Here is a 25350-nt window from a genome sequence, read left to right on the forward strand (position 1 = left end):
TTTAGGCAGCTTAGAATACGATTAGAGTGATTCGCGTCACGTTATATATGAAATTTGTGCAAGTTAAATGACTAATGAGAGATGTATCTCAAATTTATGGCCGCAGCAGAGGGGTTATCCGGTGCTGATGGCATTCGATCAACCGAATCAATACCATCAGCCGAATAAATGTAGCAGCACAGGGAATAAGAATGGGGCGATCAATGACGTGATGATCCCGCAGATAACCAGTGCCAATGAGCTGAACGCGCCTTCTTGGTAATCCAATTCAGCACAGCGAGCCGTGCCGAGTGCATGAGAAGCGGTGCCCATTGCCAAGCCTCGTGAAGCTTTGGTACTGATTTTGAGTGCATTCAGCAGGGTATGACCAAACACCGCCCCCAAAATACCGACAAAAATCACGCATACCGCACTAATGGCGGGCAAGCCGTGGAGGGATTCAGCCACGGCCATCGCGATCGGTGTGGTGACCGATTTAGGTAATACGGAAGCGGCAATTTCAGGCGTGGCACCCATCCACAAGGCAACGGCTGTCCCGCTGACCATGGCGGTGATGCTGCCGACAAAGCAGATGGTGATGATGGATTTCCATCGTGCGCGAATTTGATGTAATTGCTCATACAGCGGGAAAGCCAAAGCGACGACCGCCGGTTGCAATAGGTCATTTAGGATTTTGCTACCCGCAAAATAATTGGCGTAGGGCATATGCGTCACTAACAACAATGGAATGATGACAACCATTGATATCAATAATGGATTTAACAGCGGCATTTTAAGCCAACGCGCCAGATAGCGAGCGGCAAAGAACACGATCAGAGTGAGTGGCAGCGACCACCATAAATTGTCGATCATTTATCGTCCTCCTCATTGGTAGGAGAACCGATCACTTTGCGTTCACGGTGGACGAAATGTGAGCTATAAGCCACTACCAGCATCACAATTAAGGTGCTGACAAAACAGGACACCACGATCGGCCCGAATTGTTTTGTGAGTTGATCGTAATATTGCATCACGCCAACCCCAATAGGCACAAATAGCAGTGCCATATAGCGGATCAGAATACGGCAACCGGGTTTTACCCAGGTCGAAGGCAAGATTTGTGATGAGAGCAGGGTAAACAAAATCAGCATGCCAATGATGCTGCCGGGGATCGTGATGGGTAGCAGTAAGGCCACGAATTTACCGATCCACAGACACAGGTAAATAATGGCGAAAGCTCGCAGATACTGTAAGCAAAGTGAAGTCACATTGCGCATAGAAAGGATCCTGAGTAACGGAATACATTCATCATACAATTAACTGTGATTATGTGCTAGCAATCACATTATGAATAATATGCTCATCATATTGTACATCCAGCATCTTGGCAGCGATGAGATAGGCTCGGATGCCTGATGCGCTTGAGAGGCTTATGTTTTAACCAATAGACGTTTTAACCAACAGACGTTTTAGCCAATTGATAGCCGCGATAGAAAAAGGCCAACCCTAAAATAGCGGCCACAATCAGCATATAGAACATCATCTGTGGTGCGGCATAGGCTAGCAAGAAACCACAAAGTACCGGATTGATGGCCCCACCAAGCTGACCGAGGTTCTGTGCCCCATAGTAACTGCCTTTGAGATTCGCGGGGGCAATAAAATCGATAAACAGATATTCGACTGGAATAACAATAATCTCACCTAATGAGAAAATCGCCATGGCCAGCATCCACAAAGGGATTGAATCTTGGGCAGCCATAAAACCAATCAAACCGATGATAAAGAACAGGGTGCCGAGCATCAACCAACGCATTAAATTTTGCTGATTCATGTTACGGCTCAATAGGTATTGCAAGGTAATCACAATGACGGCGTTCACGGTCATCACCGCGCCAATCACTTTATAAGCGAATTGAGCATCAGAAACGGTAATCAAATATTGCGATAAATAGCCGGAGAACTGACCAAAGACAATTGCGCTAAACATGCCGCCAACAGTGAAGTAAATCAGCCGCTTATCATGCCGCAAGATACGGAATGTTTGGCGAAAATCAGGTGCCGGTTCGGTCAGCATGGGTTTTGTGACTGACATATCGGTGTGGCTGATTCTGAATTTTAGGACGAGAGCAACTAGCAATGCCAGTGCGCCTGAAATGAGAAAAGGCACTTGTGGCCCGAAATTGACCACCAATACCCCTAGCGCTGGGCCGACCGCCCAACCCACGTTTACTAGCGTGTAGTTGGCTGAAAAGGCTTTGATGCGTTCGTTAACCGGCAGCCAGTCGGCAAAACAGGCTTTAATGGCGATACCATAGACGGAGTAAGCCGAATGGAGCAGGGCGAGAATCAAGATGATCCAAGCAGGGCGCTCAATCCAAGGTAGCGTGAAGAAGGTGGCGGCAAACAGAGTGATGGCCACTAAGATTAGCTGTTTTTTGTTGAATTTATCTACCAGATAGCCGCCATACAGGCTGGTGACAATACCCAAGGTTAAACTGGCCCCAAGCACAAGCCCCACCTTGTCTGGAGCTAGCTGAAAATGCTCCGCGAGATAAATCGTAATAAAGGGCAATGTCACGGCTCTGCCAATGGTTAACACCAGCGAAGCAATCAGTAGATTGGTAACACGCGATGGAAATCCTTTCATGACATTTTCTTATTTTTAATATTGGATGATTAGACTATTTTGGCGGGGTATTTTAATAAAAAATGACACGCACACAGTCAGCCGACAGCAGCTCAGTCACTTACATTAGACCATTGTGGCAAGAAGAGAAGAGGCAGTGAGAATTTTTTTGTAAACAGCAGGTTGGCCTGAGTCAACCTGCAACATAAGGTGATTAAATAACGAGTCATCTAGGCACTCAATAATTAACCTAAGTACTCAATAATGGAAAGCCCGCCATTGTAATCAGTGCTGTAGATAATCCCCTGAGCATCCACAAAGACATCACACGACTGAATGACTTGCGGTCGACCGGGCCGTTTATCCATCATTTTTGCGGGTGCCGCAGGGACCAACGCACCGGTTTCCTTTGGTTGGTAGGGGTTGCTGATGTCATAGGCGCGGACACCGGCATTTTGATAGGTCGCAAAAATCAGTGTTGAGCTGATGAAACTGCCCGGACGGTTTTCATGCAGGTTATGGGGACCAAAATGCGCGCCTTTCTTCACGTAATCCCGTTCATTGGGGACAGGGAAGGTTGAAATGCTGATCGGATTACTTGGCTCGCGGATGTCGAATAGCCAAATATGCTTCTCGCCATCTTCCTGATTATCGAGTACCGCTTCATCCAGTACCACAAGTAAATCTCGGTCCGGTAGCGGCAGTGCGGTATGGGTACCGCCACCAAAAGGTGGGCTCCAATTACGATGACTAATTAGTTGGGGGGCATATCGGTCGCTGACATCCAAGAGGGTTAAACCGCCATCACGCCAACTGCCATAGGCGGTGTCACCACTGATAATGGCATGATGCAGTGCGTAGCGTTTCCCCTCTGGCCAGTGGGCTTGTTCACCCGCGGCGGTATGCATACCGGGCAGCGCATAGCGGCCAGCCACCTGCGGATTTTGCGGATCAGCCAGATCGATCGTCAGGAAGATATAGTCACTGTAGCCATCAAGCAGCGCGGAAACATAGGCCCAACGCCCACCGACGTACCAAATGCGGTGAATGCCGATACCCTCTAGGGGCAGAAAACTGATTTCACGCGGTTTATCTGGCGTCGAAATATCAAAAATACGTAAACCAGCACTCCAACTGCGCCCGTCCTGACGCGTGCTGACGGTCTGTGCCACCGAACGGGTGTAATACACTTTTTCTTCGGCAAAACTGGCATCGGCGAATAAGTCGCGGGCATTAATCACCAAAAGCAGATCATCATGGGCCTGCAAATGCACATTCCAGGTATTGGCAGGTGCGGCGATAAAACCAGCAGGACGTGGGTTTTTTGCGTCCCTAACATCAATAATGGATACCCCTTGTGACACCATATGGCCGACATAGGCGTAACCACGGTGCACCATCACCTGCACACCGTCTGGTTTGCCTCCTTGGTCGCTATGACCAATCAGCCGCATATTGCGGCTGTATTCCGGTGTCGGCAAAACGCCTTGCGTTGCCATCTATTTCACTCCAAATCCATCGGCCGTCTTGGCCCTTGTCATTCATTGCATGCTTGATGACGATGATTGGCTACCGCAACTGATGGCGGTAGCCATCGGTCATTACTGCGCGTTTTTGGCCGCGAGGGTGGCAAACCAAGGCGAATTAAAATCGTCTGACTGACCCCAACCTGGAATGATTTTACTCAAACCTGCCACGTTAACGGGGCCGGGTTGGCTGGCGAGCAATGCCTGTGGAATAGATGCTGCGCGGAACTCATAGCTGGCAGGTGTTTCTTCCCCAGCAATTTTCTTGGCCACCAAACGCAAGTTCACGGCACCGATCAGTTTAGGGTCAACGGCGACACTCACTTTCCATGGGCTATTCGCTTCACGCATCAGTTGCAGATCCTGATTCGAGATATCGATGCTGTAGAGCTTAATTTCGGTACGACCATTCTCCTGTAAGGCTTTATACGCGCCTTGTGAGAAGGCATCCCAAGTGCCCCAAATCGCATCAATTTTGCCTTTCGGGTATTTCGCCAAGACTGCGCCGACTTTATTGGCGGTATCACCCTGAACATCCGATGAGACGGCACCGATGGATTCTAGCTCGTTTATGCCAGGGTTCTGTTTGAGCAGCGCTTGATAGGCGGCTTGGCGACGTTCCATTGGTGGGAAACCAGCCACCCATAGCTTGATGATATTGGCTTTGCCGTCAAAGTCTTTGATCAATTGCCCGAATGATTCATTGGTGAGAGAAGCATCATCTTGCTGAGTCACGGTTAAGCCCGGGATCTCGCCTTGAATTGCAGTGTCAAACACTGAGACGGCAATGCCGCTGGCTGCAATGCGTTTGACCAACTCTGTTGAGTAAGGGTCACGGCCCTGAGACAGGATAATGCCGTCGTATTTTTGGCTGATGGCCTGATTAACAAAATCCTGAAAACGTGCATCATCACCGTTACTCAAGAAGGTATCAATTTTGAACCCAAGCTTCTTGCCCTCTTTCAACACGCCAGAGAGAAATTGGGTCGTGTTGTCGTCAGAACCTAAATTACGAATGACGGCGATTTTGATCTGCCCTTGATGCTTAGCAATCGCATCGGGGATGGGGGCTAGCGTGGCGGTGTCCGCAGCAAATACCGGCAGCGCCGTCAGCAGGCTCAAGGCCAGTAAAGGGGAAGCAATCTTTTTCATCCGGAACTCCGTCATGGTGTCGATAAGTTATGCAATGTGTGTGTTGCTGTTGTTGTGGCTATTTTTGTTATAGCTATAGCTATCTTTGTGTCTAGACGTCTATCTGTCTAAGTACAGCATCATAACCATAACTTTTTTGATAAGGAATTAACTTTGTTATGAATTTTTCGATCGCGTTATATCTTTTAGTTTGGATGGCTTAAAGGCAGGGGGCTGAAAGGGATGTGGGGAGTTGAGCGAGCGACGGAATACAGCGAAACAAAGGTGGCAGCAGAGCAATAAAAATGCCGATGAGGTTTCCCCCATCGGCACTGTGAACAATCACGTTATTCTATTACTTCACTTGCATGCCTGGCTGAGCACCACTATCTGGGCTGAGCAAGAAGATATCCTTACCGCCAGGGCCAGCAGCCATCACCATGCCTTCAGAGATGCCAAAGCGCATTTTACGCGGCGCAAGGTTGGCAACCATCATGGTCAAACGGCCTTCCAACACTTTCGGATCCGGATACGCTGAACGAATGCCGGAGAAGACTTGGCGCGTTTCGCCACCAATATCCAGTGTCAGTTTCAGTAGCTTATCTGAGCCTTCGATGAATTCTGCTTGCTGAATCAGCGCGATACGCATATCCACTTTTGCAAAATCATCAAAACTGATCACGTCCTGAATTGGATCATCAGCTAAAGGCCCTGTTGCCACGACGGTGGTAGCAACCATATCTTCTTTAGAAGAGGCGACCATATCGTTCACTTTGTCTAAATCGATGCGGTTAAACAGCGCCTTAAAGGCATTCACTTGATGGCCGAGCAGTGGCTGCTCAATGCCATCCCATGTCAACTCGGTATTGAGGAATGCCTCAGTACGTTCATTCAGGGCTGGCAATACCGGCTTCAAGTAAGTCATTAACACGCGGAACAAGTTGATGCCCATCGAGCAGATCGCTTGTAACTCGGCATCACGACCTTCTTCTTTCGCCACGACCCACGGTGCTTGCTCATCAATGTAGCGGTTGGCAACGTCAGCCAGCGCCATGATCTCACGGATCGCTTTGCTTGATTCACGGCTGTTATAGGCATCCGCAATGCTGCTGGCTGCATCGGTAAAGGTTTTATACAGCGCAGGATCGGCCAGTTGATCGGCTAACTTGCCCCCAAACCGCTTATTGATAAAGCCCGCATTACGTGAGGCTAAATTCACCACTTTATTCACGATATCGGCGTTAACACGCTGGACGAAATCTTCCAGATTTAAATCGATATCATCAATGCGTGAAGAGAGCTTCGCGGCATAATAATAACGCAGACAATCCGCATCTAGGTGCTTCAGATACGTCCCTGCTTTGATGAACGTACCACGGGATTTCGACATTTTTGCGCCGTTGACCGTGACATAACCATGAACAAACAGGTTAGTTGGCTTGCGGAAGTTACTGCCTTCTAACATGGCTGGCCAGAACAGGCTATGGAAGTAAACAATGTCTTTACCGATGAAGTGGTAAAGGTCTGTTTCAGAGCCTTCACGCCAGAATTCATCAAAATCCAAATCACCCCGTTTGTCGCACAGATTTTTAAATGCACCCATATAACCGATAGGGGCATCTAGCCAAACGTAGAAATATTTGCCAGGCGCATCAGGGACTTCAAATCCGAAATAAGGTGCATCTCGGGTGATGTCCCACTGTTGCAGACCTGATTCAAACCACTCCTGCATTTTGTTGGCAACTTGCTCTTGCAGTGCACCGGAGCGAGTCCAAGCTTGCAGCATTTCGCTGAAGGCAGGCAGATCAAAGAAGAAGTGTTCTGATTCACGCATCACTGGCGTTGCACCGGAAACCGCAGACTTCGGATCGATAAGCTCCGTTGGACTGTAGGTTGCGCCGCAAACTTCACAGTTATCGCCGTATTGATCTGGCGATTTACATTTTGGGCAGGTGCCTTTGACAAAACGATCGGGCAGGAACATGCCTTTCTCAGGATCATAGAGCTGAGAAATCGTGCGATTCTTGATATAGCCATTCGCCTTCAAACGGCTGTATATCAGGCTCGACAGTTCACGGTTTTCATCACTGTGGGTGGAGTGATAGTTATCATAACTGATAGCGAAACCGGCGAAATCCTGTTGGTGCTCTTGGCTCATTTCGGCGATCATTTGCTCCGGTTCGATACCCAGTTGCTGAGCTTTCAGCATGATAGGGGTGCCGTGGGCATCATCTGCACAGATAAAATGAACCTGATTGCCGCGCATTCGCTGGAAACGGACCCAGATATCTGCCTGGATGTGCTCGAGCATATGACCGAGATGAATAGAACCGTTAGCGTATGGTAGCGCGCACGTCACCAATATTTTTTTCGCGACTTGAGCCATAATGGGAAATTGCTTTCTTTATGTCGATTAAAGGGTCTTTGATGTTAACCGATATGCTGGTTTGTCGCTAGGGTAAGGCAGCAGGCATCTTGTCTTAAGTCAAAAGGGGTACGATTTCGCCTGTTTTCAGTTTATTTGGTTATTAACCTTGGTCGTTATGTGGCCTGAACCTGTTTTCTCTCTATTCGGCCCACACAGGCGTGGCTGAGTTCTGGTACACTATTGATATTATCCATAGGTTAATAACGATAAATTCAAGGAGCCGGGATGAGCCCTAAATCCCCCGAACAAACCACCGCGGATCAACTGCAATCTCAAATTTCTAAGGTGCTTACTGCCTTTACTCACCCAACCTTGCAAAAGGATCTGAGTGCTCTGCGCGCTATCCATCACTGTGCGTTATTAGACAATGTGCTGCACATCGAACTGGTGATGCCTTTTGCATGGCAGTATGGTTTTGACGTATTGAAAGAGACCGTTAGCGGAGAATTGCTGGCACTGACGGGCGCTAAAGCGATTGACTGGAAGTTGTCTCACAATATCACCACGCTGAAACGCGCCAATGACCAACCGGGCATCAAAGGCGTTCGTAATATCCTAGCGGTGAGCTCGGGTAAAGGTGGCGTTGGGAAATCCAGCACAGCGGTGAATCTGGCGTTGGCATTGGCAGAAGAGGGAGCCAAAGTCGGTATTTTGGATGCTGATATTTATGGCCCATCCATCCCGAACATGCTGGGTACCATGAACCAGCGGCCAACATCTCCCGATGGCAAGCATATGGCGCCTATCATGGCTCATGGCTTAGCGACTAACTCCATTGGCTATTTAGTGACTGATGAAAACGCCATGGTGTGGCGCGGGCCGATGGCTAGTAAAGCATTGATGCAGATGCTACAGGATACGTTATGGCCAGATTTGGATTATCTGGTGATTGATATGCCACCAGGCACCGGTGATATCCAATTGACGCTGTCACAAAATATTCCCGTCACCGGCGCGCTGGTGGTCACTACACCACAAGACATCGCGTTGATTGATGCGATGAAAGGTATTGTGATGTTTGAGAAGGTTCATGTGCCGGTATTGGGTATTGTTGAGAATATGAGTATGCATATTTGCAGCAATTGCGGTCATCTGGAGCCTATTTTCGGCACGGGGGGCGCAGAGAAATTGGCACAAAAATACCATTGCAAACTGTTGGGCCAAATTCCACTGCATATTTCGCTTCGTGAAGATCTCGATCGCGGTGAACCGACAGTTGTCAGCCATCCTGACAGCGAGTTTGCGGATATCTATCGCCAACTGGCCTCTAATGTGGCAGCTGAAATGTATTGGCAAGGTGAAGCCATTCCAACGGAAATTTCATTCCGCGCGGTGTAAGGTGGCCGATGAATAAGTCCCGATGAGCTGACAAAGGTCAGCGATTCGGGCGAATGAGAGCAGCCAACACCGCTGTCATTTCAAGTACAAAGAGTCTACCCAAAGTAATTGGAATGACAGGTAGGCGGCCAGTGAATAAGTCCCGATGAGCTGACAAAGGTCAGTGATTCGGGCGAGTGAGTACAACCAACACCGCTGTCATTTCAAGTACAAAGAGTCTACCCAAAGTAGTTGGAATGACAGGTAGGCGGCCAGTGAATGAGTCCCGATGAGCTGACACAGGTCAGTGATTCGGGCGAATGAATGCAGCCAACACCGCTGTCATTTCAAGTACGCAGGGTATGGGGCTGGCATCATGCCGCCGAACTCCCTATAATTAGCCCGCCCGAAGCACCTCGCGTGCTTTGTCCCCCCTCACACTTCGTAATCAGGTCTTTAATTTTATGACTGACAAAGCACACCAGTGCGTCATTATTGGGATAGCCGGTGCCTCAGCTTCCGGAAAAAGTCTTATCGCCAGCACCTTGTATCGTGAATTACGCGATCAGGTCGGTGACCAACATATTGGTGTTATCCCAGAAGATGGTTATTACAAAGACCAAAGCCATTTGTCCATGGAAGAGCGGATCAAAACAAACTATGACCACCCTAGCGCCATGGATCACAACTTATTGCTGGAACATCTGCAAGCGTTGAAAGCAGGCAAGTCGGTCGAGTTGCCGCTGTACAGTTATACTGAGCACACCCGCAAAAAAGAAACCGTCCATTTAGAACCGAAAAAAGTCATTATTCTGGAAGGGATCTTGCTGTTAACCGATATTCGCCTGCGCCAAGAGATGAACTTCTCAATTTTTGTCGATACCCCCTTGGATATCTGCCTGATGCGCCGCATGAAGCGTGATGTTAATGAACGGGGCCGCTCTATGGACTCTGTCATGGCTCAATACCAAAAAACAGTCCGCCCAATGTTCCTGCAATTTATAGAACCATCCAAACAATACGCTGACATTATTGTTCCTCGCGGCGGTAAGAATCGAATTGCGATCGATATTCTAAAAGCGAAAATCAGTCAGTTCTTTGAGTAACGTTCGTCTGGACCTTTGCTTATTTATATGGCAGCTTTCCTGATATGCAGCCGTAACACATGAATTTTGATGGAGATTTTAGCAATGAGACTGTGCGATCGTGACATAGAAGCTTGGCTGGACAGCGGTAAATTAGGCATTGATCCACGTCCACCGGTAGAACGTATCAATGGAGCCACGGTCGATGTTCGTTTAGGGAATCAATTCCGTGTTTTCACGGGCCATACGGCAGCATTTATTGATTTAAGTGGCCCGAAGGATGAAGTCAGCGCGGCGTTAGAGCGGGTGATGAGCGACGAAATCAATTTGCCGGAGGGGGAAGCGTTCTTCCTGCATCCGGGGGAGTTGGCGCTGGCAGTGACGTTTGAATCAGTCACCATTCCTGATGATTTAGTGGGCTGGCTGGATGGGCGCTCCTCTTTGGCTCGCCTTGGTTTGATGGTTCACGTGACGGCGCATCGTATCGATCCCGGTTGGCAGGGCAAAATTGTGTTGGAGTTCTATAATTCAGGTAAGCTGCCATTGGCGCTGCGCCCTGGAATGCTGATTGGTGCGCTGAGTTTTGAACCACTGTCTGGTCCTGCGGCCCGCCCCTATAATAGCCGTCAGGACGCAAAATATCGTGGCCAACAAGGTGCTGTCGCCAGTCGAATAGATAAAGACTAGCCATTTTACTTGCTAATATTTTAGCTTGTTTTGACTTTTAGCTTGTAGTGACAAGAGGACGTCATGAGACGATTGCTGACAACGTTAATTATCCTGCTGGTGGTCATCGTCGCAGGAATGAGCGCATTGGTATTGTTGGTCAATCCTAATGATTTTCGCGCTTACATGGTCAAACAAGTTGAGAGAAAAAGTGGTTATCACCTGCAATTAGACGGTGATTTACGGTGGCACGTTTGGCCACAACTTAGCATCATTGTTGGCAGAACCGCACTGACGGCACCTGGGGCAACATCCCCCGTCGTCAGCGCTGAAAACATGCGCCTTGATGTCAAACTGTGGCCGTTGTTGTCACATCAACTCGATGTGAAACAGGTCATGCTGAAAGGGGCGGTTATTCGCCTCACCCCTGACAGTGAGCCTCAGCAGCAGCCCAATGCACCTGTTGCCCCTTCTGGTAGCCCGCCTGTTAATGAGCATCGTGCATGGAAGCTCGATATCAATAAAGTTCAGGTTGCCGATAGCTTGCTCATTTGGCAACGCACTGATAACGACCAAGTTAATGTGCGCGATCTGAATCTCGAACTTAACCAAAACGATCAGCGCCAAATCAATGTCACCCTGTCCAGCCGTGTTAACCGCAACCAACGGGATGTCACGTTCTCCATGACGGCCGATGCCGACATGCGCCACTATCCGCAGCAATTCAGCGCCAATATCAGTCAATTTAGCTATAAATTGGAAGGTGCGGATATTCCTGCCGGTGGTGTAAGTGGTGAAGGGACATTGCAGGCAAGCTATCAAAGTGACATTCAGCAGGTGTTGCTCAGTAAGCTCAGTTTCTCAGCAAACAACAATCAGCTAACAGGGAGTGCGAAAGCAACGTTGGGTGATGTGCCCGATTATGCTGTCAATCTCGCGGCCGATAATCTCAACCTCGACACTATTTTTGGCTGGGAACCGAAAAGCGCCGCTGCTAGCAAAGATGCTGCCTCCAAACCCTCTACGGTAGCAGCACCGGTTATCGCGGCTCAGACAGAGGATGATGTAGGGCAAGATTTGCAAGCATTACGCGACTTTAGCGCACAAATCTCGCTCACGGCCAATAACTTGGTTTATCGCGCAATTGCCGTTAATCAATTAAACCTGCAAGTTTCAAACCAGCGCGGGGACGTGCAAATTAATCGCTTGACGGGCAGCGGGTTAGGCGGCGATTTTTCGTTACCAGGATCACTGGATGTGACGGGTAAGAAAGTGCTAGCCAGTGTCAATCCCGTCATTAATCATATGGAACTGGGGCCAGTATTACAGGCGGCGGGGTTGCCCGCCCTCATGACCGGTAAATTCATGCTGAAAGCACAGCTGTCAGGGGATGGCCTCAATGTCGAGTCATTCAACCGCCGCTGGAAAGGGGATGCGCAATTCAGCATGAATAATGCTCGGCTAGAGGGGCTGAATATCCAGCAGCTCATTCAGCAAGCCGTGACTCGTAGCTCTAGTGATGTTAAAGGTCAGGATCGTTATGAGCGCTACACCGAAGTTAAACAGTTACATGCTGATCTGGCGCTGAACCGAGGTGCGATGAAAGTCAGTAATCTTTTCGCAGACTCAGAACTGATTTCCATTAAAGGCAGTGGCACACTTAATTTACCGGCGCAGCAGTGTGATATGAATCTGGCTGTACGGGTGATGCAAGGCTGGAGTGGGCAAGATAGCCTGGTTAAGATGCTGCAAAATACCGATATTCCGTTGCGTATTTATGGCCCTTGGACTCAACTCAGCTACCAATTAAATGTCGAGCAACTACTGCGTAATGAGTTACAACAGCGTGCTAAAAGAGCACTCAATGATTGGGTCGATCGCAATCAGCAAAATCGTGGTCGTCAGGACCTGAAAAAGCTTATCGATAAACTTTAATGACCCCATCATCTCCGATAAGCGCAAAGTGTATCGGAGATGATGGCTCCATCTTGTTATTACACTGTTGTATTTTTGTTCGTCATTATCGTTGTTTTAAACATAAAATTCTCTCTGCTGCTCACAATCTGATATTTCTTTCTAAAATCCCTGTGAATAATTGATAGATGTCATAAACTCGCCGATGGACTTTGGGCAGAGTGCAGAGCGATTTCTGTATTTAAAGAATATTGACTTTATTAACAATAAAAATGAATTACACCTGATGTTATTAGTGTGCTGCGAACCATAATCGCGCTACTACAACTCAGACTATACACAACTCAGACTATACATAAAAACAGGCGAATTTTCGGTGAGAGAGGGGATATGTTGGATCTATTAATTGGGGTTATCGTGGCCATCGGTGTTGGCCGCTATATCATTAAGGGCTATTCAGCAACAGGCGTGCTGATGGTAGGTGGTTTACTGCTATTAATTATCAGCGCCTTGATGGGCAAAAATATTTTGCCAGCCAGTGCGACGTCGACAGGCTGGCGCGCCACCGATATCGTTGAGTATGTCAAAATCCTGCTGATGAGCCGTGGTGGCGACCTTGGCATGATGATCATGATGTTATGTGGCTTTGCAGCTTACATGACCCATATCGGCGCAAATGATGTGGTGGTTAAGATTGCATCCAAACCACTGCAAATGATCAATTCCCCATATTTATTAATGGTTGCGGCTTATATTGTGGCCTGCTTAATGTCACTGGCTGTGTCATCTGCCACAGGGCTGGGTGTGCTTTTGATGGCCACACTATTCCCTATTATGGTCAATGTCGGGATCAGCCGTGGTGCAGCAGCAGCGATTTGCGCCTCACCGGCAGCAATCATTCTGGCACCAACCTCAGGTGATGTGGTGTTGGCGGCCAAAGCCTCTGAAATGCCGCTGGTCGATTTCGCCTTTAAAACCACGTTACCCATTTCTATTGCCGCCATTGTTTGTATGGCGATTGCGCACTTCTTCTGGCAGCGTTATCTGGATAACAAAAGCCAAGAGAAGCACGAGATGATGGACGTTAACGACATCACCACCAATGCGCCTGCTTTTTATGCCATCTTACCGTTCACGCCGATTATTGGGGTGCTGATCTTTGATGGTAAGTGGGGGCCGGAACTGCATATCATCAGTGTATTGGTGATTTGTATGATGCTCGCGGCAGTGATTGAGTTTATCCGCAGTTTCAGTGCGAAAACGGTGTTTGCTGGTCTTGAGGTTGCTTATCGAGGAATGGCCGATGCGTTCGCAACGGTTGTCATGCTGTTAGTGGCGGCGGGTGTATTCGCGCAAGGGCTGAGCACGGTTGGCTTTATCAGTGGCTTAATTGGGTTGGCTCAATCCTTTGGCACGGGTGGTATTGTCATGATGCTGGTATTGGTGGTGATCACCATGCTGGCAGCAATGACGACAGGTTCAGGTAATGCGCCGTTTTATGCGTTTGTGGAATTGATCCCAAAACTGGCGGCTCAAATGGGTATCAATCCGGCCTATCTGGTTATCCCAATGCTACAAGCCTCAAACTTGGGGCGCACATTGTCGCCGGTTTCTGGCGTAGTGGTCGCGGTCGCGGGTATGGCAAAAATCTCACCATTCGAAGTGGTGAAACGCACCTCTGTCCCTGTACTCGTCGGGTTGGTCGTGGTGATTGTAGCAACGGAAATTCTGGTGCCAGTGCACTTATAACGGAGCTAGGCTCCTCCTTGATCAATCGATAAATAAAAAGCCGAGTTGCGATATGGACTAATGCCATAAAGCAACTCGGCTTTATTTTTCCGCGTTACGGGTCGTTTCCCATAACTAAAAATTACACTTCGTAATCTGGGTCCGGCACTTTTAGCGGGGTTATTTTCACCTTTAAGATACGGTGGCTGCTCACCTCTAGCGGTTCAAACAGATAATCCCCTATCTTCAATTGTTCACCCACTTGCGGTATCCGCTGGGTGTACTCCATCAACAGTCCGGCCAAGGTGTGATACTCGCGTTTATCATCAATGGGCAGTGGCAGATAAAGCACCAAATCTTCCAGTGGCATATAACCATTGGCAATCCAACAGCCATCTTCTATTTGTTGAATATCATGGCGAGCATCCAATTCTTCACCGGCGACCGGTAGGTTACCTGCAATCGTTTCCATCACATCCGTCAGGGTAACCACACCTTCGATAGAGCCGAACTCATCGACGACAAAAGCAAAGTGGGTTTGTGCTTGGCGGAATTGTTCCAATGCCATCAACAGCGAGACTTGCTCAGGGAAAATCAATGGCTGACGAATCAGCGCCCGTAAATCAAGTTTTTCGCCCGAGAGCTGCTGTTTCAACAAATCAATGACGTGAATAACACCCAAAGGCTCATCTGTAGAACTATCTTCCGTCACCACAATTCGGGTATGCAGATTTTTGGTTAACAACTGAGTGAGTTTTTCCGGCGGATCGTTAAGGTCTAGATACTCCACATCATGGCGTGAGGTCATGATACTACTCACCGTGCGCTGGGCCAGCCCTAAAACACGCTCAATCATCCGGCGTTCTTGATCATTGAAGACCTCTTGTCCACCACTGCTACCATCGGCTATTAGGTTGGCAGTGTGGTTATCCAACTCAACTTCTTCGTGTTTACCACTGAGCATGCGTAGTACGGCTTCTGCGGTTCTTTCACGTAGAGGTCGAACCGTTGATAAGAAGCGCCGGCGGTTGAATTGAGCAAATTGATTGAGCGATTCAATAATGACGGAGAAACCAATCGCAGCGTATAGGTATCCCTTCGGAATGTGGTAGCCAAAACCTTCGGCCACTAAACTGAAACCGATCATCAGCAAGAAACTCAAACACAAGATGACAATCGTTGGGTGAGCATTCACGAAGTGGGTTAATGGCTTACTGGCTAACAGCATCAAACCAATCGCAATACAGACAGCCGCCATCATCACGGCGAGGTGATCTACCATACCAACCGCGGTAATCACTGAATCGAGCGAGAAGATGGCATCAAGCACCACAATCTGCGCCACTACAGGCCAGAAGCGTGCGCCTTTGCGTTGCTGGTTTTGCTGGTGGTCCTTGCCCTCAAGTCGCTCATTAAGCTCCATAGTGGCTTTGAAGAGCAGGAATATCCCCCCGATCAGCATAATCAAGTCACGGGCACTGAATGGATGTCCGGAAAGGGTCACTAATGGGGCAGTTAATGTGGCTAACCACGAGATACTGGCTAATAGCACTAAACGCATTAACAATGCGCACAGCAAACCGGTAACTCTGGCTTTATCTCGTTGATGTCGAGGCAGTTTTTCAGCCAAAATGGCAATAAATATCAGGTTATCAATACCCAACACAATTTCGAGCACAACCAGCGTCGCCAGCCCTGCCCAAATAGTAGGATCTGCGATCCATTCCATATTTATAATTACACCTTATCTCTGCGACTTCTGCTATTAGAGAGAATAATGAGCCTATAATATCAATTTTACAAATTTATATATAGGAAATGGATGATATTCTTGATGAAAATAGTTCTATTAAGAAATTGAGTGTAAGTCATTTAAAATATTGAAATATAACAATAAAATATCAATCTGGGTTAAGAAGATGGTCTAATGAAACTAACAGACATTTCCTAGTTAAAGTTAATATTATATAATGAATAATAAGTGTAATTAATTCCATGAGAAAATTTTCTCAAAGGAATAACGTGTCAATATTTTAGCTATACTCAAAAAAGCCGGAAATATGACCAAATAGCTATTGGTAGCTGTAAAGCCAAGGGCGGTAGCGTTGTTAAATCAGATAGATTCAATAACAATTATTCTATACGTAATGATTGTTATTATCATTTATGCATTTGCACGTATGGCTTAACGCATTCAAAACGCAACAATATCGTTATTAAGGATAAATGATGTTACTTCCAGTGATTATGGCTGGCGGGACAGGAAGTCGTCTGTGGCCGATGTCAAGAGAACTTTACCCAAAACAATTTTTACGCTTACATGGGGTAAATTCAATGCTGCAGGAAACTGTAAACCGCTTAGAGGGGATTTCAGGTAGAGAACCCGTTGTCATTTGTAATGAGGAACATCGATTCTTGGTCGCAGAGCAATTGCGCCAAATTAATAAGCTATCCCATAATATAATATTGGAACCTGTTGGTCGTAATACCGCGCCGGCCATTGCTTTGGCTGCACTAAATGCTATTTCCCAAGGTGATGACCCAATAATGTTGGTGTTAGCAGCCGACCATATTATCAATGACTGTAATGCCTTCCAGCAAGCGGTAAGAGATGCACTTCCTTTTGCTGAAAAAGGCAGTCTCGTGACCTTTGGTATTGTACCAACCGGCCCTGAAACGGGTTATGGCTATATACAGCGAGGTGACGTGACGGTTAGTGAGCTTTCTGAAGCATTCAAGGTTAAACGTTTTGTCGAAAAACCTGATATAGAGACGGCAGAGCAATATATACGTACGGGTGAGTATTATTGGAATAGTGGCATGTTTATGTTCCGCGCCAAACGTTATATTGAAGAACTGCAGAGGTTTAGGCCGGATATACTTGAAGCCTGCAAAACTGCAATGAAAGATACAGATGCAGATAATGATTTTATCACCATCGATCGTGATAAATTTAGCGCATGCCCTGATGAATCGATCGACTATGCTGTTATGGAAAAAACGAACAGTGCTGTTGTCGTGTCTCTGGATGCCGGTTGGAGTGATGTAGGATCTTGGTCGGCGCTGTGGGATGTCAGTAATAAAGATAAATTGGGTAATGCCATTACAGGCGATGCCTTCCTGCATGACACACAGAATTGCTATATCAATACTGATGAGAAATTAATTGCGGCAGTGGGTGTCGATAATTTGGTGATTGTGAGCACTAAAGATGCCGTTTTAGTGGTTGATAAATCTAAAGTACAAGATGTTAAAAAGGTTGTTGAATACCTGAAACAAACTAAGCGTAGCGAATATCGGCGTCATAGAGAAACATATCGACCTTGGGGACACAGTGATATCGTAGTTAATGAGCAACGCTTTAATGTTAACCGAATTACAGTGAAACCTGGTGGTGCATTCTCTATGCAAATGCATCATCACCGAGCAGAACATTGGATTGTTTTATCGGGTACGGCAAAAGTCACTATTGGGGATAGAACATTCTTAATCACTGAAAATCAATCGACTTTTATACCTATTGGCTCACTTCATATGCTTGAGAATCCGGGGAAAATCCCACTTGAATTGATTGAAGTTCAGTCAGGTTCTTATTTGGAAGATGACGATATCATCAGAATTAAAGACCACTATGGCCGCTGCTGATTTAGAGGAAAGAATGGATACCCTAACGTGTTTTAAAGCCTATGACATCCGTGGTCAGTTGGGTTCAGAATTAAATGAAGACATTGCTTACCGCATTGGTCGAGCCTTCGGTGAATATTTAAAGCCTAAAACAGTTGTTGTCGGTGGTGATGTTCGTTTGACAAGTGAGCCCTTAAAGATGGCCTTGGCAGAAGGACTGATGGATGCCGGAAGTGATGTCTTGGACATTGGATTAAGTGGCACGGAAGAGATTTATTTCGCTACTTTTTATTTAGGAGTCGATGGCGGAATAGAAGTGACAGCTAGTCATAATCCAATAAATTATAACGGTATGAAATTAGTTAGAGATAATGCTAAGCCGATTAGTGGTGATACTGGCTTACGTGATATACAAGAGTTGGCTGAAAAAAATAACTTTAAGTCGGTCGATAAAAGTAAAAGAGGTAGCTACAAAACAATTTCGATACTTAAAGAGTATGTTGATCACTTAATGAGCTATATCGATTTTAAAAACTTCACTCGCCCACTAAAATTAGTTATTAACTCTGGTAATGGCGCTGCTGGGCATATTATTGATGAAATAGAAAAACGTTTTATTGCTGCGCATCTACCCATCGAATTCGTAAAACTTCATCACCATCCTGATGGTAACTTCCCAAATGGTATTCCCAATCCGCTATTACCTGAATGCCGAGCTGATACTGAAAAGTCAGTCATTGAATCTCGCGCAGATATGGGGATTGCATTTGATGGCGATTTTGATCGCTGTTTCCTGTTTGATGAAAATGGAAAGTTCATTGAAGGTTACTATATTGTAGGGTTACTGGCTGAGGCCTTCTTAAAGAAAGAACCCGGTGCCAAGATAATTCATGATCCTCGCTTAACCTGGAATACGATTGATATCGTTGAAAGTTCAGGCGGTATTCCAGTCATGTCGAAAACGGGACATGCTTTTATCAAAGAACGTATGCGCAAAGAAGATGCCGTGTATGGTGGTGAAATGAGCGCACACCATTATTTCAGAGACTTCGCATATTGTGACAGTGGAATGATTCCATGGTTGCTGGTTGCGGAGTTATTATGTGTGAAGCATAAATCCTTGAGTCAATTAGTGGGTGATCGTATTCGAGAGTTTCCTGCGTCAGGTGAAATTAACCTCAAACTAAAAGATGCTAAAGACAGTATTACTAAAATTAGAACTATTTACGAACTCGACGCTGCTACTATTGATTTAACAGATGGAGTTAGTATCGAGTATAGTGACTGGCGGTTTAATTTAAGAGTGTCTAATACAGAACCAGTGGTCCGCTTAAATGTTGAGTCTATGGGGAGTATGGTACTAATGCAGAGTAAGACAAAAGAAATATTAGCACTGCTAGGTGGAAAATAATTGTGAAAGAAATGTTGCAAGCCATCTATCGCTACAGAGGCTTTATAATTGGTTCGTCTAGACGAGAGTTTCAGTCAAGATATCAATCTAGTATACTTGGACCTCTTTGGCTCATTATTCAACCCTTATCATTGATACTTGTATATACAATTGTTTTCTCTGCAATAATGAAAGCTAAGTTACCAGGAAATCCAAGTAATGTAGCATACAGTATTTATCTTTGTTCAGGGATTATACTGTGGAATTTATTTTCAGAGGTTATATCAAAAAGTGTGACAGTTTTTATACGACACGCTAATCTAATTAAGAAGATCAATTTCCCCAAAATATGTTTGCCTGTAGTAATAATAGCTACCAGTACTATTAACTTCCTCTTAATATTTGCTATATTCTTTATCTTTCTTGTGGTCTCGAATAGTCTACAAGGATTGTCTATATTATTTATTATTCCTGTAGTGCTACTGACTCTTCTATTTTCTATAAGTTTGGGAATGATTATAGCTGTGCTCAATGTTTTTTTCAGGGACGTTGGTCAGTTCATAATAGTTATACTCCAATTTTGGTTCTGGTTAACACCAATAGTATATCCTGTTTCTATTTTACCTGTATGGGTTCAAAATATCATTCACTTTAATCCGTTAACTGGTTTGGTTATTTCCGCACAAAGAATATTTGTTGCTGGTGAAGCTCCCCTGTTAAGCAATTTACTGCCTGCAGTAGTAGCAATAGTGATATTTTCTATATTGGGATTAGGCTTATTTAAAAAATATGGAAACGATATGGTAGATGAATTATGATTAGTTCAGTATCAGTAAAGAATTTAGGTAAGGCCTATAAGCAATATCCAACAAAATTAAGCAGACTTAAAGAATGGATATCGGCAAAAAAATACCACTCTCTCAAATGGGTTCTCAGAGATATTAATTTTAATATTAATCCTGGGGATTCAGTTGGAATAATAGGTATAAATGGGGCGGGAAAGAGTACATTATTAAAATTGATTACCGGCACTGCAACTCCTACGGAGGGTGGCGTTACAATTAGAGGTCGTATAGCTGCTCTATTAGAGCTTGGTATGGGATTCCATCCAGATTTTACAGGCAGACAAAACGTTTTTATGTCTGGTCAACTTCTAGGCTTAAGTGTACCTGAACTTGAAAAGTTAATGCCAGAAATAATAAAATTTTCTGAAATAGGGGATTATATTGATCAGCCTGTCAGAGTGTATTCCAGTGGGATGCAAGTAAGGCTTGCATTCAGTGTTGCCACTGCGGTAAGACCTGATGTACTTATCATTGATGAGGCTCTTTCTGTTGGAGATGCCTACTTCCAACATAAAAGTTTTGAGCGTATCAAAGAATTTAAAAAGCAGGGTACAACCTTGCTTATTGTATCTCACGACAAGCAAGCGATTCAAAATATCTGTGATAAAGTTATTTTAATTTCTAATGGTCAGAAAATAATGGAAGGAGAACCTGAAGCCGTTCTCGATTATTATAATGCATTATTATCTGATAACAGCGGAAAAGTGAATGCGTCACAAAATATTTCTAATGGAAATATCCAAACTATTTCTGGAAATGGTGATGCTACGTTTGTACACGTCAATATTACTGATGTAAATGGTAAACCAATAGAAGTTATTACTGTTGGTCAGCGCGTCATTTTGAATGTCGCGCTAGCCGTAAATAGAGATTTAAAAGATTTATGTGTAGGTTATTTGATCAAAAATAGATTAGGAGAAGAGATTTTTGGCACAAATACTTATTATCACTCTAAAGTAATAGATAAAGTAATGGCGGGCGAGACTATACATTATAAATTCACGTTTGATGCAAACATAGGTGAAGGAAATTATTCGGTTTCCGTCGCTGCTCATATGGGGCATAACCATTTAAGTAAAAATTATGAATGGAAGGATTTAGCATTTGTATTTACTATTGTTAATACATCTAAAAATAATTTTGTTGGTTCTTCTTGGATACCCCCAACTGTAGAGTATTGCAAATAATGGCTGATTTTTATCGTGCATTTGAAGATAAATATAGAGGTTCGCAGGCTTCAATTAAAGAAAGATTAATGGTTTATTCTCCTTTAATTGAAAGGATAAAAGAATTGCATGGAGGATTAACTTCTTTAGATCTGGGTTGTGGTCGAGGGGAGTGGATGTCACTTCTGAGAGATCTTGGGGTTGAAACTTTTGGTATCGATCTGGATGATGCGATGCTCGAGGAATGTAGAATTAGGAATTTCTCAGTTAGAAATGTAGATGCAATTTCCTTTTTAAACTCTTGTGAGGCTGAGAAGTATCATATAATCACTGCATTCCATTTTGTTGAACATATAGCATTTGATGACTTATGTGCCGTTATTGATAATGCTATTCGTGTACTTAAACCGGGTGGAATTTTGATTTTAGAAACACCAAACGCTGAAAATATAATCGTCGGGACAAATAATTTCTATCTTGATCCCACACATAATAAACCTATCCCTGCTCTTTTACTCAATTTCTTATGTGAGTATTATGGGTTGGAAAATAGTTATATCATGAGGTTGCAACATCCACAAGGATTAATGGAGAAAGCGAATTTTGGCTTATATGATGTCATTACAGGGGTTAGTTTTGATTATTCAGTTATTGCACAGAAAAAAGACATAAATGCTATTGAAGTTAATATAGAAGAAATTTTGGGTGGCAAATCAGGGTATAATTTAGAAAAGCTATCCAAATTATATGATAAAAAAACCGCGGCAAAATTTGAAGAAAGTAGAGAAAACTATAATTTATTAGAAGAGAAAGTTAAATTATTAGAGAATAGCCTACAAGATGTTCAGTTAGAATTTAAGCGTCTAATTGAAGACCGAACGAAAGAATTAGCAATGCTTGAAAATAGAATTGAGCTTATTTACAAAAGTAACTCATGGAAATTCACAGCACCGTTCAGATTTATTTCTTCAAAAATAAAGAAACAAAGTACAAAAGAAATAAGTAGTAGTACTAATGTCAGGCTTGCTTCTGTTAGGGGAAATAAATATGCTATTAAGGCATATTCATTATTGAAACAATTAAGCCCTGGCAGTGCTGGTTTTTTGAAATTGAAATATGATGAAGTAATCTTTAATACGGAAGTAAGTAATTTCAATAAAAATAAAAAAGCGCAAGAAAAACTTGCGATAGCTAGTAAAAATAAAACAGCTGATAACCTCAGTGAACTTAATCATTTCGACTTGGTTTCAGAAGTAAATCATATAAATATGATATCGACTGATAGTTATATTAATTACCTCCAAGATGTGATTAAAAGTAATGGTTTTCAACATTTAAACGCTAGTCTTCCTGTCGGTACGGATACTTGGATTTTAAAAATTAAAGAAGCATTGTATCTTAATAAGCCCCTTGAAGAATTATTCTCTGAAAATAATGAGAATATAGCAGCAGCAACTGCTTTGTATATTGTACTGCTAAATAGAATGCCTGAAAATGATATAGTTAGAAGTAAGCCAATAAGACATTTATGTATGGTAATACAGCAAAGTGAAGAATATAAAAAAGCTTCTGGGAATAATTTGAAGAATTGGTGTAATTTATGATTTATGTTAACATTACGAGTACTTTCAGTAGTAAACGTAAAACTGGGATTCAGCGTGTTGTTGTTACTTTAAGTGAGTTTCTGTCAAAAAATATAAATTACAAATTCATCACTTATGATAATAATAGTTCAGAGTTCAAATTAATTAGTGATTACGAATGTATTAGCCACGCTATATATGATGACGAATGTAAGCTACTCACGCTTAATTTTAATGAACTGAATCAGGGGGATATATTTTTCGATATTGATGCTGCTTGGAGTGATGGTGTTAATAGAAAATTTCTCTATGAAATTCTCAAGAGGAAAGGTGTAAAAATATACAACCTACATTATGATAGTGTGCCATTAGTTAATTCTGCTTGGTCTCATCAGAATACTGTAATAAGTTACATTGAAGCATTCTATGCTAAAATTGCATATAGTGATTATATATTCTCAATTTCTAACTTTGTTAAAAAGGAAATTGATGATTTTAGTAGAGATTTTATAGGTGTATCAAAGGATGGATCAGTAATTGATTTGGGTCCACTACCTGTACATGAAGAAATAGATATAACAAAATTATCTCAGATAGATAAAAAACTTGCACATGTACTAAAAAATGACTTTCTTCTTGCTGTTGGCACTCTTGAACCAAGAAAAAACTATCCGCAGTTACTTTCCTCATTTCTAAAAATAGATAATGGAAATACGAATTTAGTTATTGTTGGCCGTAAGGGATGGAATATTGATGAGTTTGTCGAGGAACTTACTTCTCATCCTAGATACAATAAAGATATATTCTGGCTCAATGATGCTAGCGATGAAGAGTTAGCATTTTTGTATAAAAGATGTCGAGCTTATATCACGACATCTCTTTATGAAGGCTATGGCTTGCCAGCGATGGAGGCATTATCGTTTGGCGCAGCGACAATTGTATCTAATGGCGGGGCTTTGCCGGAAGTTGTCGGTCAGTCTGCATTTGTTTTCGATCTAAATAATAATATAGAACTTGAAAAAGCACTCACCGATGTTATCCATTCAGATGATTTTTACTCTGCACTAAAAGATAAGGCAGAGGATTTTCAGTGTACCTCATGGGATACTGTTGCGTGTTCCATTATATCTAAAATTGATGAGCTAGAGAATTGCGCTGCTAATTATTCTTTCGAAGAGAAGGTTAATCAAGCGGTTTATATTTCTATAGATATAAATAAATTTAAATTAAGCATCAAGTCTTTGAAAGACAAGATGAAATTCATTGATGAAATTGTTGTTTTAACTAAAAAAGAGTATGTAAGCGATTTTGAAGCTGAAATTTCCAATCTAGGTTTCTCACCACATGTTTTTTGTGACGAAGATATTCTTGCCGATATTGGTCTTAGTATATTAGATCACCAAGAAAGAAATACGTTATTGAGGAAAGAGCTTTATAAGCAAGTAGTTATAAAAGATAACTTCATTGCATCTGATGATGATTATATCGCACTTAATTACATAAATGAGGAATACTTCAGAAATAATAGCGTTCATAACTGCTATTATTATTATAATTCGCTAGAATCTTGGCTTGGTAGCTACCCAAGTCGAAGTAGTTATGACCGCGGTCTTTTAAAAACAGCTCAGTTACTTAAATCCTATGGCTTTAATACGAAGGCTTTTTCATCACACATGCCGCAAATAATAAATAAGAAACTAGTGAACGAGATTTACGGTAAATATTTGGCTAGTGATAAAAATAAAGGGGTAGATGAATGGAGTGTTTATTTTAATATTGCTACGTTCTATTTCCCTAATAATTTTTCCATTAAAGAGTATAGATGTTTTTCTTGGCCAGGCAATCCATCTGACTGGCCTTGTGATGTCATTCCAGTAGAGTTTGATTTTCAAAACTATTATGACTCATTAGATAATGGATTTAATGAAATCGTAGATGACCCTGATAGAATTCTTGAATATAAAAAGGGTCTAGAACAAGTTAAAATGACTGAAGTGGAAAAAATGAATGAGAAAGTGAGGCCGATTTGTTTACTCATAGATGTAAATGAATTTTCATTCATGCAACCATCATTTGAACTTATCTCCGGTCCCATTCATCTTCGTCGCATTATTGTACTCAATAAGTCAAGTGAACATTTTGATATAGAAATGCAGATAATTGACTCTGGTTCAGTGAAAATTAGAGAAGAGTATTTTAATACTAGAAATAGTAGTTGGATTCCTCTATTCCCACCAAATGAACCGGGTGTATATTTTATGGAGTGTAAATTGCTCCAATCTGGTAAAGTGATAAGTACAGCTAATGTTGAGTTAAGTGTCGCATCTAATTAGAAATTAAAG

General features: G+C 43.6%; 18 protein-coding genes. 11 read left to right on the forward strand and 7 right to left on the reverse strand.

Going from position 1 to position 25350, the window contains the following annotated elements:
- Positions 1-156: 156 nt before the first annotated feature.
- The 6 genes from DA391_RS07800 to metG all read right to left on the reverse strand — a co-directional run bounded on the left by DA391_RS07800 (position 157) and on the right by metG (position 7648).
- Complete coding sequence (locus DA391_RS07800) at positions 157-852, reverse strand: CidB/LrgB family autolysis modulator (RefSeq protein ID WP_050079909.1); 696 nt, start codon at positions 850-852, stop codon at positions 157-159.
- Positions 849-1256, reverse strand: a complete 408-nt coding sequence (locus DA391_RS07805) for a CidA/LrgA family protein (RefSeq protein WP_050079908.1) — start codon at positions 1254-1256, stop codon at positions 849-851. The genes DA391_RS07800 and DA391_RS07805 overlap by 4 nt, the downstream gene beginning before the upstream one ends.
- Before the next feature lie 176 nt (positions 1257-1432).
- Positions 1433-2626: an MFS transporter gene (locus DA391_RS07810; protein WP_050079907.1), complete on the reverse strand. Its 1194-nt coding sequence runs from the start codon at positions 2624-2626 to the stop codon at positions 1433-1435.
- Positions 2627-2850: 224 nt separating this feature from the next.
- On the reverse strand, positions 2851-4104 hold the full coding sequence (locus DA391_RS07815) for an LVIVD repeat-containing protein (protein WP_108087514.1): 1254 nt from the start codon (positions 4102-4104) through the stop codon (positions 2851-2853).
- Positions 4105-4206: 102 nt separating this feature from the next.
- The gene (locus tag DA391_RS07820) at positions 4207-5283 is read right to left on the reverse strand and encodes a sugar ABC transporter substrate-binding protein (RefSeq protein WP_050286322.1); all 1077 of its coding nucleotides are present in this window, start codon (positions 5281-5283) and stop codon (positions 4207-4209) included.
- 334 nt (positions 5284-5617) lie between these two features.
- Complete coding sequence (metG, locus tag DA391_RS07825) at positions 5618-7648, reverse strand: methionine--tRNA ligase (protein WP_050079904.1); 2031 nt, start codon at positions 7646-7648, stop codon at positions 5618-5620.
- A gap of 267 nt (positions 7649-7915) precedes the next feature.
- Here metG and apbC point away from each other — a divergent pair, with 267 nt between their 5' ends.
- From apbC to dcuC, 5 genes are all read left to right on the forward strand, one after another.
- Positions 7916-9028 carry an iron-sulfur cluster carrier protein ApbC gene (gene apbC / locus DA391_RS07830; protein ID WP_050079903.1) on the forward strand — a complete coding sequence of 371 codons (1113 nt, stop codon included), beginning with the start codon at positions 7916-7918 and terminating at the stop codon, positions 9026-9028.
- A gap of 443 nt (positions 9029-9471) precedes the next feature.
- Positions 9472-10113, forward strand: coding sequence for a uridine kinase (gene udk / locus DA391_RS07835; RefSeq protein ID WP_019210544.1), 642 nt, complete (start codon positions 9472-9474; stop codon positions 10111-10113).
- A gap of 84 nt (positions 10114-10197) precedes the next feature.
- Complete coding sequence (dcd, locus tag DA391_RS07840; protein WP_019210543.1) at positions 10198-10779, forward strand: dCTP deaminase; 582 nt, start codon at positions 10198-10200, stop codon at positions 10777-10779.
- Positions 10780-10842: 63 nt separating this feature from the next.
- Positions 10843-12693 (forward strand): outer membrane assembly protein AsmA, encoded by a 1851-nt coding sequence (gene asmA, locus DA391_RS07845; protein WP_108087515.1) that lies wholly within the window; start codon positions 10843-10845, stop codon positions 12691-12693.
- A 369-nt stretch (positions 12694-13062) separates the two neighbouring features.
- Entirely contained in the window at positions 13063-14421 is a 1359-nt protein-coding gene (gene dcuC, locus DA391_RS07850; protein ID WP_050079901.1) for an anaerobic C4-dicarboxylate transporter DcuC, read from the forward strand.
- A 121-nt stretch (positions 14422-14542) separates the two neighbouring features.
- On the opposite strand, the gene DA391_RS07855 is transcribed toward dcuC, so the two are convergent.
- Positions 14543-16129, reverse strand: coding sequence for a TerC family protein (locus DA391_RS07855; protein ID WP_108087516.1), 1587 nt, complete (start codon positions 16127-16129; stop codon positions 14543-14545).
- Between the two features lie 500 nt (positions 16130-16629).
- Here DA391_RS07855 and DA391_RS07860 point away from each other — a divergent pair, with 500 nt between their 5' ends.
- From DA391_RS07860 to DA391_RS07885, 6 genes are read left to right on the forward strand one after another with little or no spacing between them, the layout of a single operon-like run.
- The gene (locus DA391_RS07860; protein WP_050286327.1) at positions 16630-18045 is read left to right on the forward strand and encodes a mannose-1-phosphate guanylyltransferase/mannose-6-phosphate isomerase; all 1416 of its coding nucleotides are present in this window, start codon (positions 16630-16632) and stop codon (positions 18043-18045) included.
- Between the two features lie 13 nt (positions 18046-18058).
- The gene (cpsG, locus tag DA391_RS07865; RefSeq protein ID WP_050286407.1) at positions 18059-19435 is read left to right on the forward strand and encodes a phosphomannomutase CpsG; all 1377 of its coding nucleotides are present in this window, start codon (positions 18059-18061) and stop codon (positions 19433-19435) included.
- A gap of 11 nt (positions 19436-19446) precedes the next feature.
- Positions 19447-20232 carry an ABC transporter permease gene (locus tag DA391_RS07870; RefSeq protein ID WP_050080120.1) on the forward strand — a complete coding sequence of 262 codons (786 nt, stop codon included), beginning with the start codon at positions 19447-19449 and terminating at the stop codon, positions 20230-20232.
- Positions 20232-21446, forward strand: coding sequence for an ABC transporter ATP-binding protein (locus DA391_RS07875; protein ID WP_050080119.1), 1215 nt, complete (start codon positions 20232-20234; stop codon positions 21444-21446). The genes DA391_RS07870 and DA391_RS07875 overlap by 1 nt, the downstream gene beginning before the upstream one ends.
- On the forward strand, positions 21446-23029 hold the full coding sequence (locus DA391_RS07880; RefSeq protein ID WP_050079898.1) for a class I SAM-dependent methyltransferase: 1584 nt from the start codon (positions 21446-21448) through the stop codon (positions 23027-23029). Before DA391_RS07875 ends, DA391_RS07880 begins: the two co-directional genes overlap by 1 nt.
- Complete coding sequence (locus DA391_RS07885) at positions 23026-25341, forward strand: glycosyltransferase family 4 protein (RefSeq protein ID WP_057650573.1); 2316 nt, start codon at positions 23026-23028, stop codon at positions 25339-25341. Before DA391_RS07880 ends, DA391_RS07885 begins: the two co-directional genes overlap by 4 nt.
- Positions 25342-25350 lie beyond the last annotated feature (9 nt).

This window comes from Yersinia massiliensis, assembly GCF_003048255.1.
Taxonomy (GTDB): Bacteria; Pseudomonadota; Gammaproteobacteria; order Enterobacterales; family Enterobacteriaceae; genus Yersinia; species Yersinia massiliensis_A.

Coding starts and splice junctions, on each gene's coding strand:
- DA391_RS07820 (WP_050286322.1), bottom strand. CDS start 5,283: ATGAAAAAGATTGCTTCCCCTTTACTGGCCTTGAGCCTGCTGACGGCG.
- dcd (WP_019210543.1), top strand. CDS start 10,198: ATGAGACTGTGCGATCGTGACATAGAAGCTTGGCTGGACAGCGGTAAA.
- udk (WP_019210544.1), top strand. CDS start 9,472: ATGACTGACAAAGCACACCAGTGCGTCATTATTGGGATAGCCGGTGCC.
- DA391_RS07870 (WP_050080120.1), top strand. CDS start 19,447: ATGTTGCAAGCCATCTATCGCTACAGAGGCTTTATAATTGGTTCGTCT.
- DA391_RS07800 (WP_050079909.1), bottom strand. CDS start 852: ATGATCGACAATTTATGGTGGTCGCTGCCACTCACTCTGATCGTGTTC.
- DA391_RS07805 (WP_050079908.1), bottom strand. CDS start 1,256: ATGCGCAATGTGACTTCACTTTGCTTACAGTATCTGCGAGCTTTCGCC.
- asmA (WP_108087515.1), top strand. CDS start 10,843: ATGAGACGATTGCTGACAACGTTAATTATCCTGCTGGTGGTCATCGTC.
- cpsG (WP_050286407.1), top strand. CDS start 18,059: ATGGATACCCTAACGTGTTTTAAAGCCTATGACATCCGTGGTCAGTTG.
- DA391_RS07880 (WP_050079898.1), top strand. CDS start 21,446: ATGGCTGATTTTTATCGTGCATTTGAAGATAAATATAGAGGTTCGCAG.
- apbC (WP_050079903.1), top strand. CDS start 7,916: ATGAGCCCTAAATCCCCCGAACAAACCACCGCGGATCAACTGCAATCT.
- DA391_RS07815 (WP_108087514.1), bottom strand. CDS start 4,104: ATGGCAACGCAAGGCGTTTTGCCGACACCGGAATACAGCCGCAATATG.
- DA391_RS07855 (WP_108087516.1), bottom strand. CDS start 16,129: ATGGAATGGATCGCAGATCCTACTATTTGGGCAGGGCTGGCGACGCTG.
- DA391_RS07885 (WP_057650573.1), top strand. CDS start 23,026: ATGATTTATGTTAACATTACGAGTACTTTCAGTAGTAAACGTAAAACT.
- metG (WP_050079904.1), bottom strand. CDS start 7,648: ATGGCTCAAGTCGCGAAAAAAATATTGGTGACGTGCGCGCTACCATAC.
- dcuC (WP_050079901.1), top strand. CDS start 13,063: ATGTTGGATCTATTAATTGGGGTTATCGTGGCCATCGGTGTTGGCCGC.
- DA391_RS07810 (WP_050079907.1), bottom strand. CDS start 2,626: ATGAAAGGATTTCCATCGCGTGTTACCAATCTACTGATTGCTTCGCTG.
- DA391_RS07860 (WP_050286327.1), top strand. CDS start 16,630: ATGTTACTTCCAGTGATTATGGCTGGCGGGACAGGAAGTCGTCTGTGG.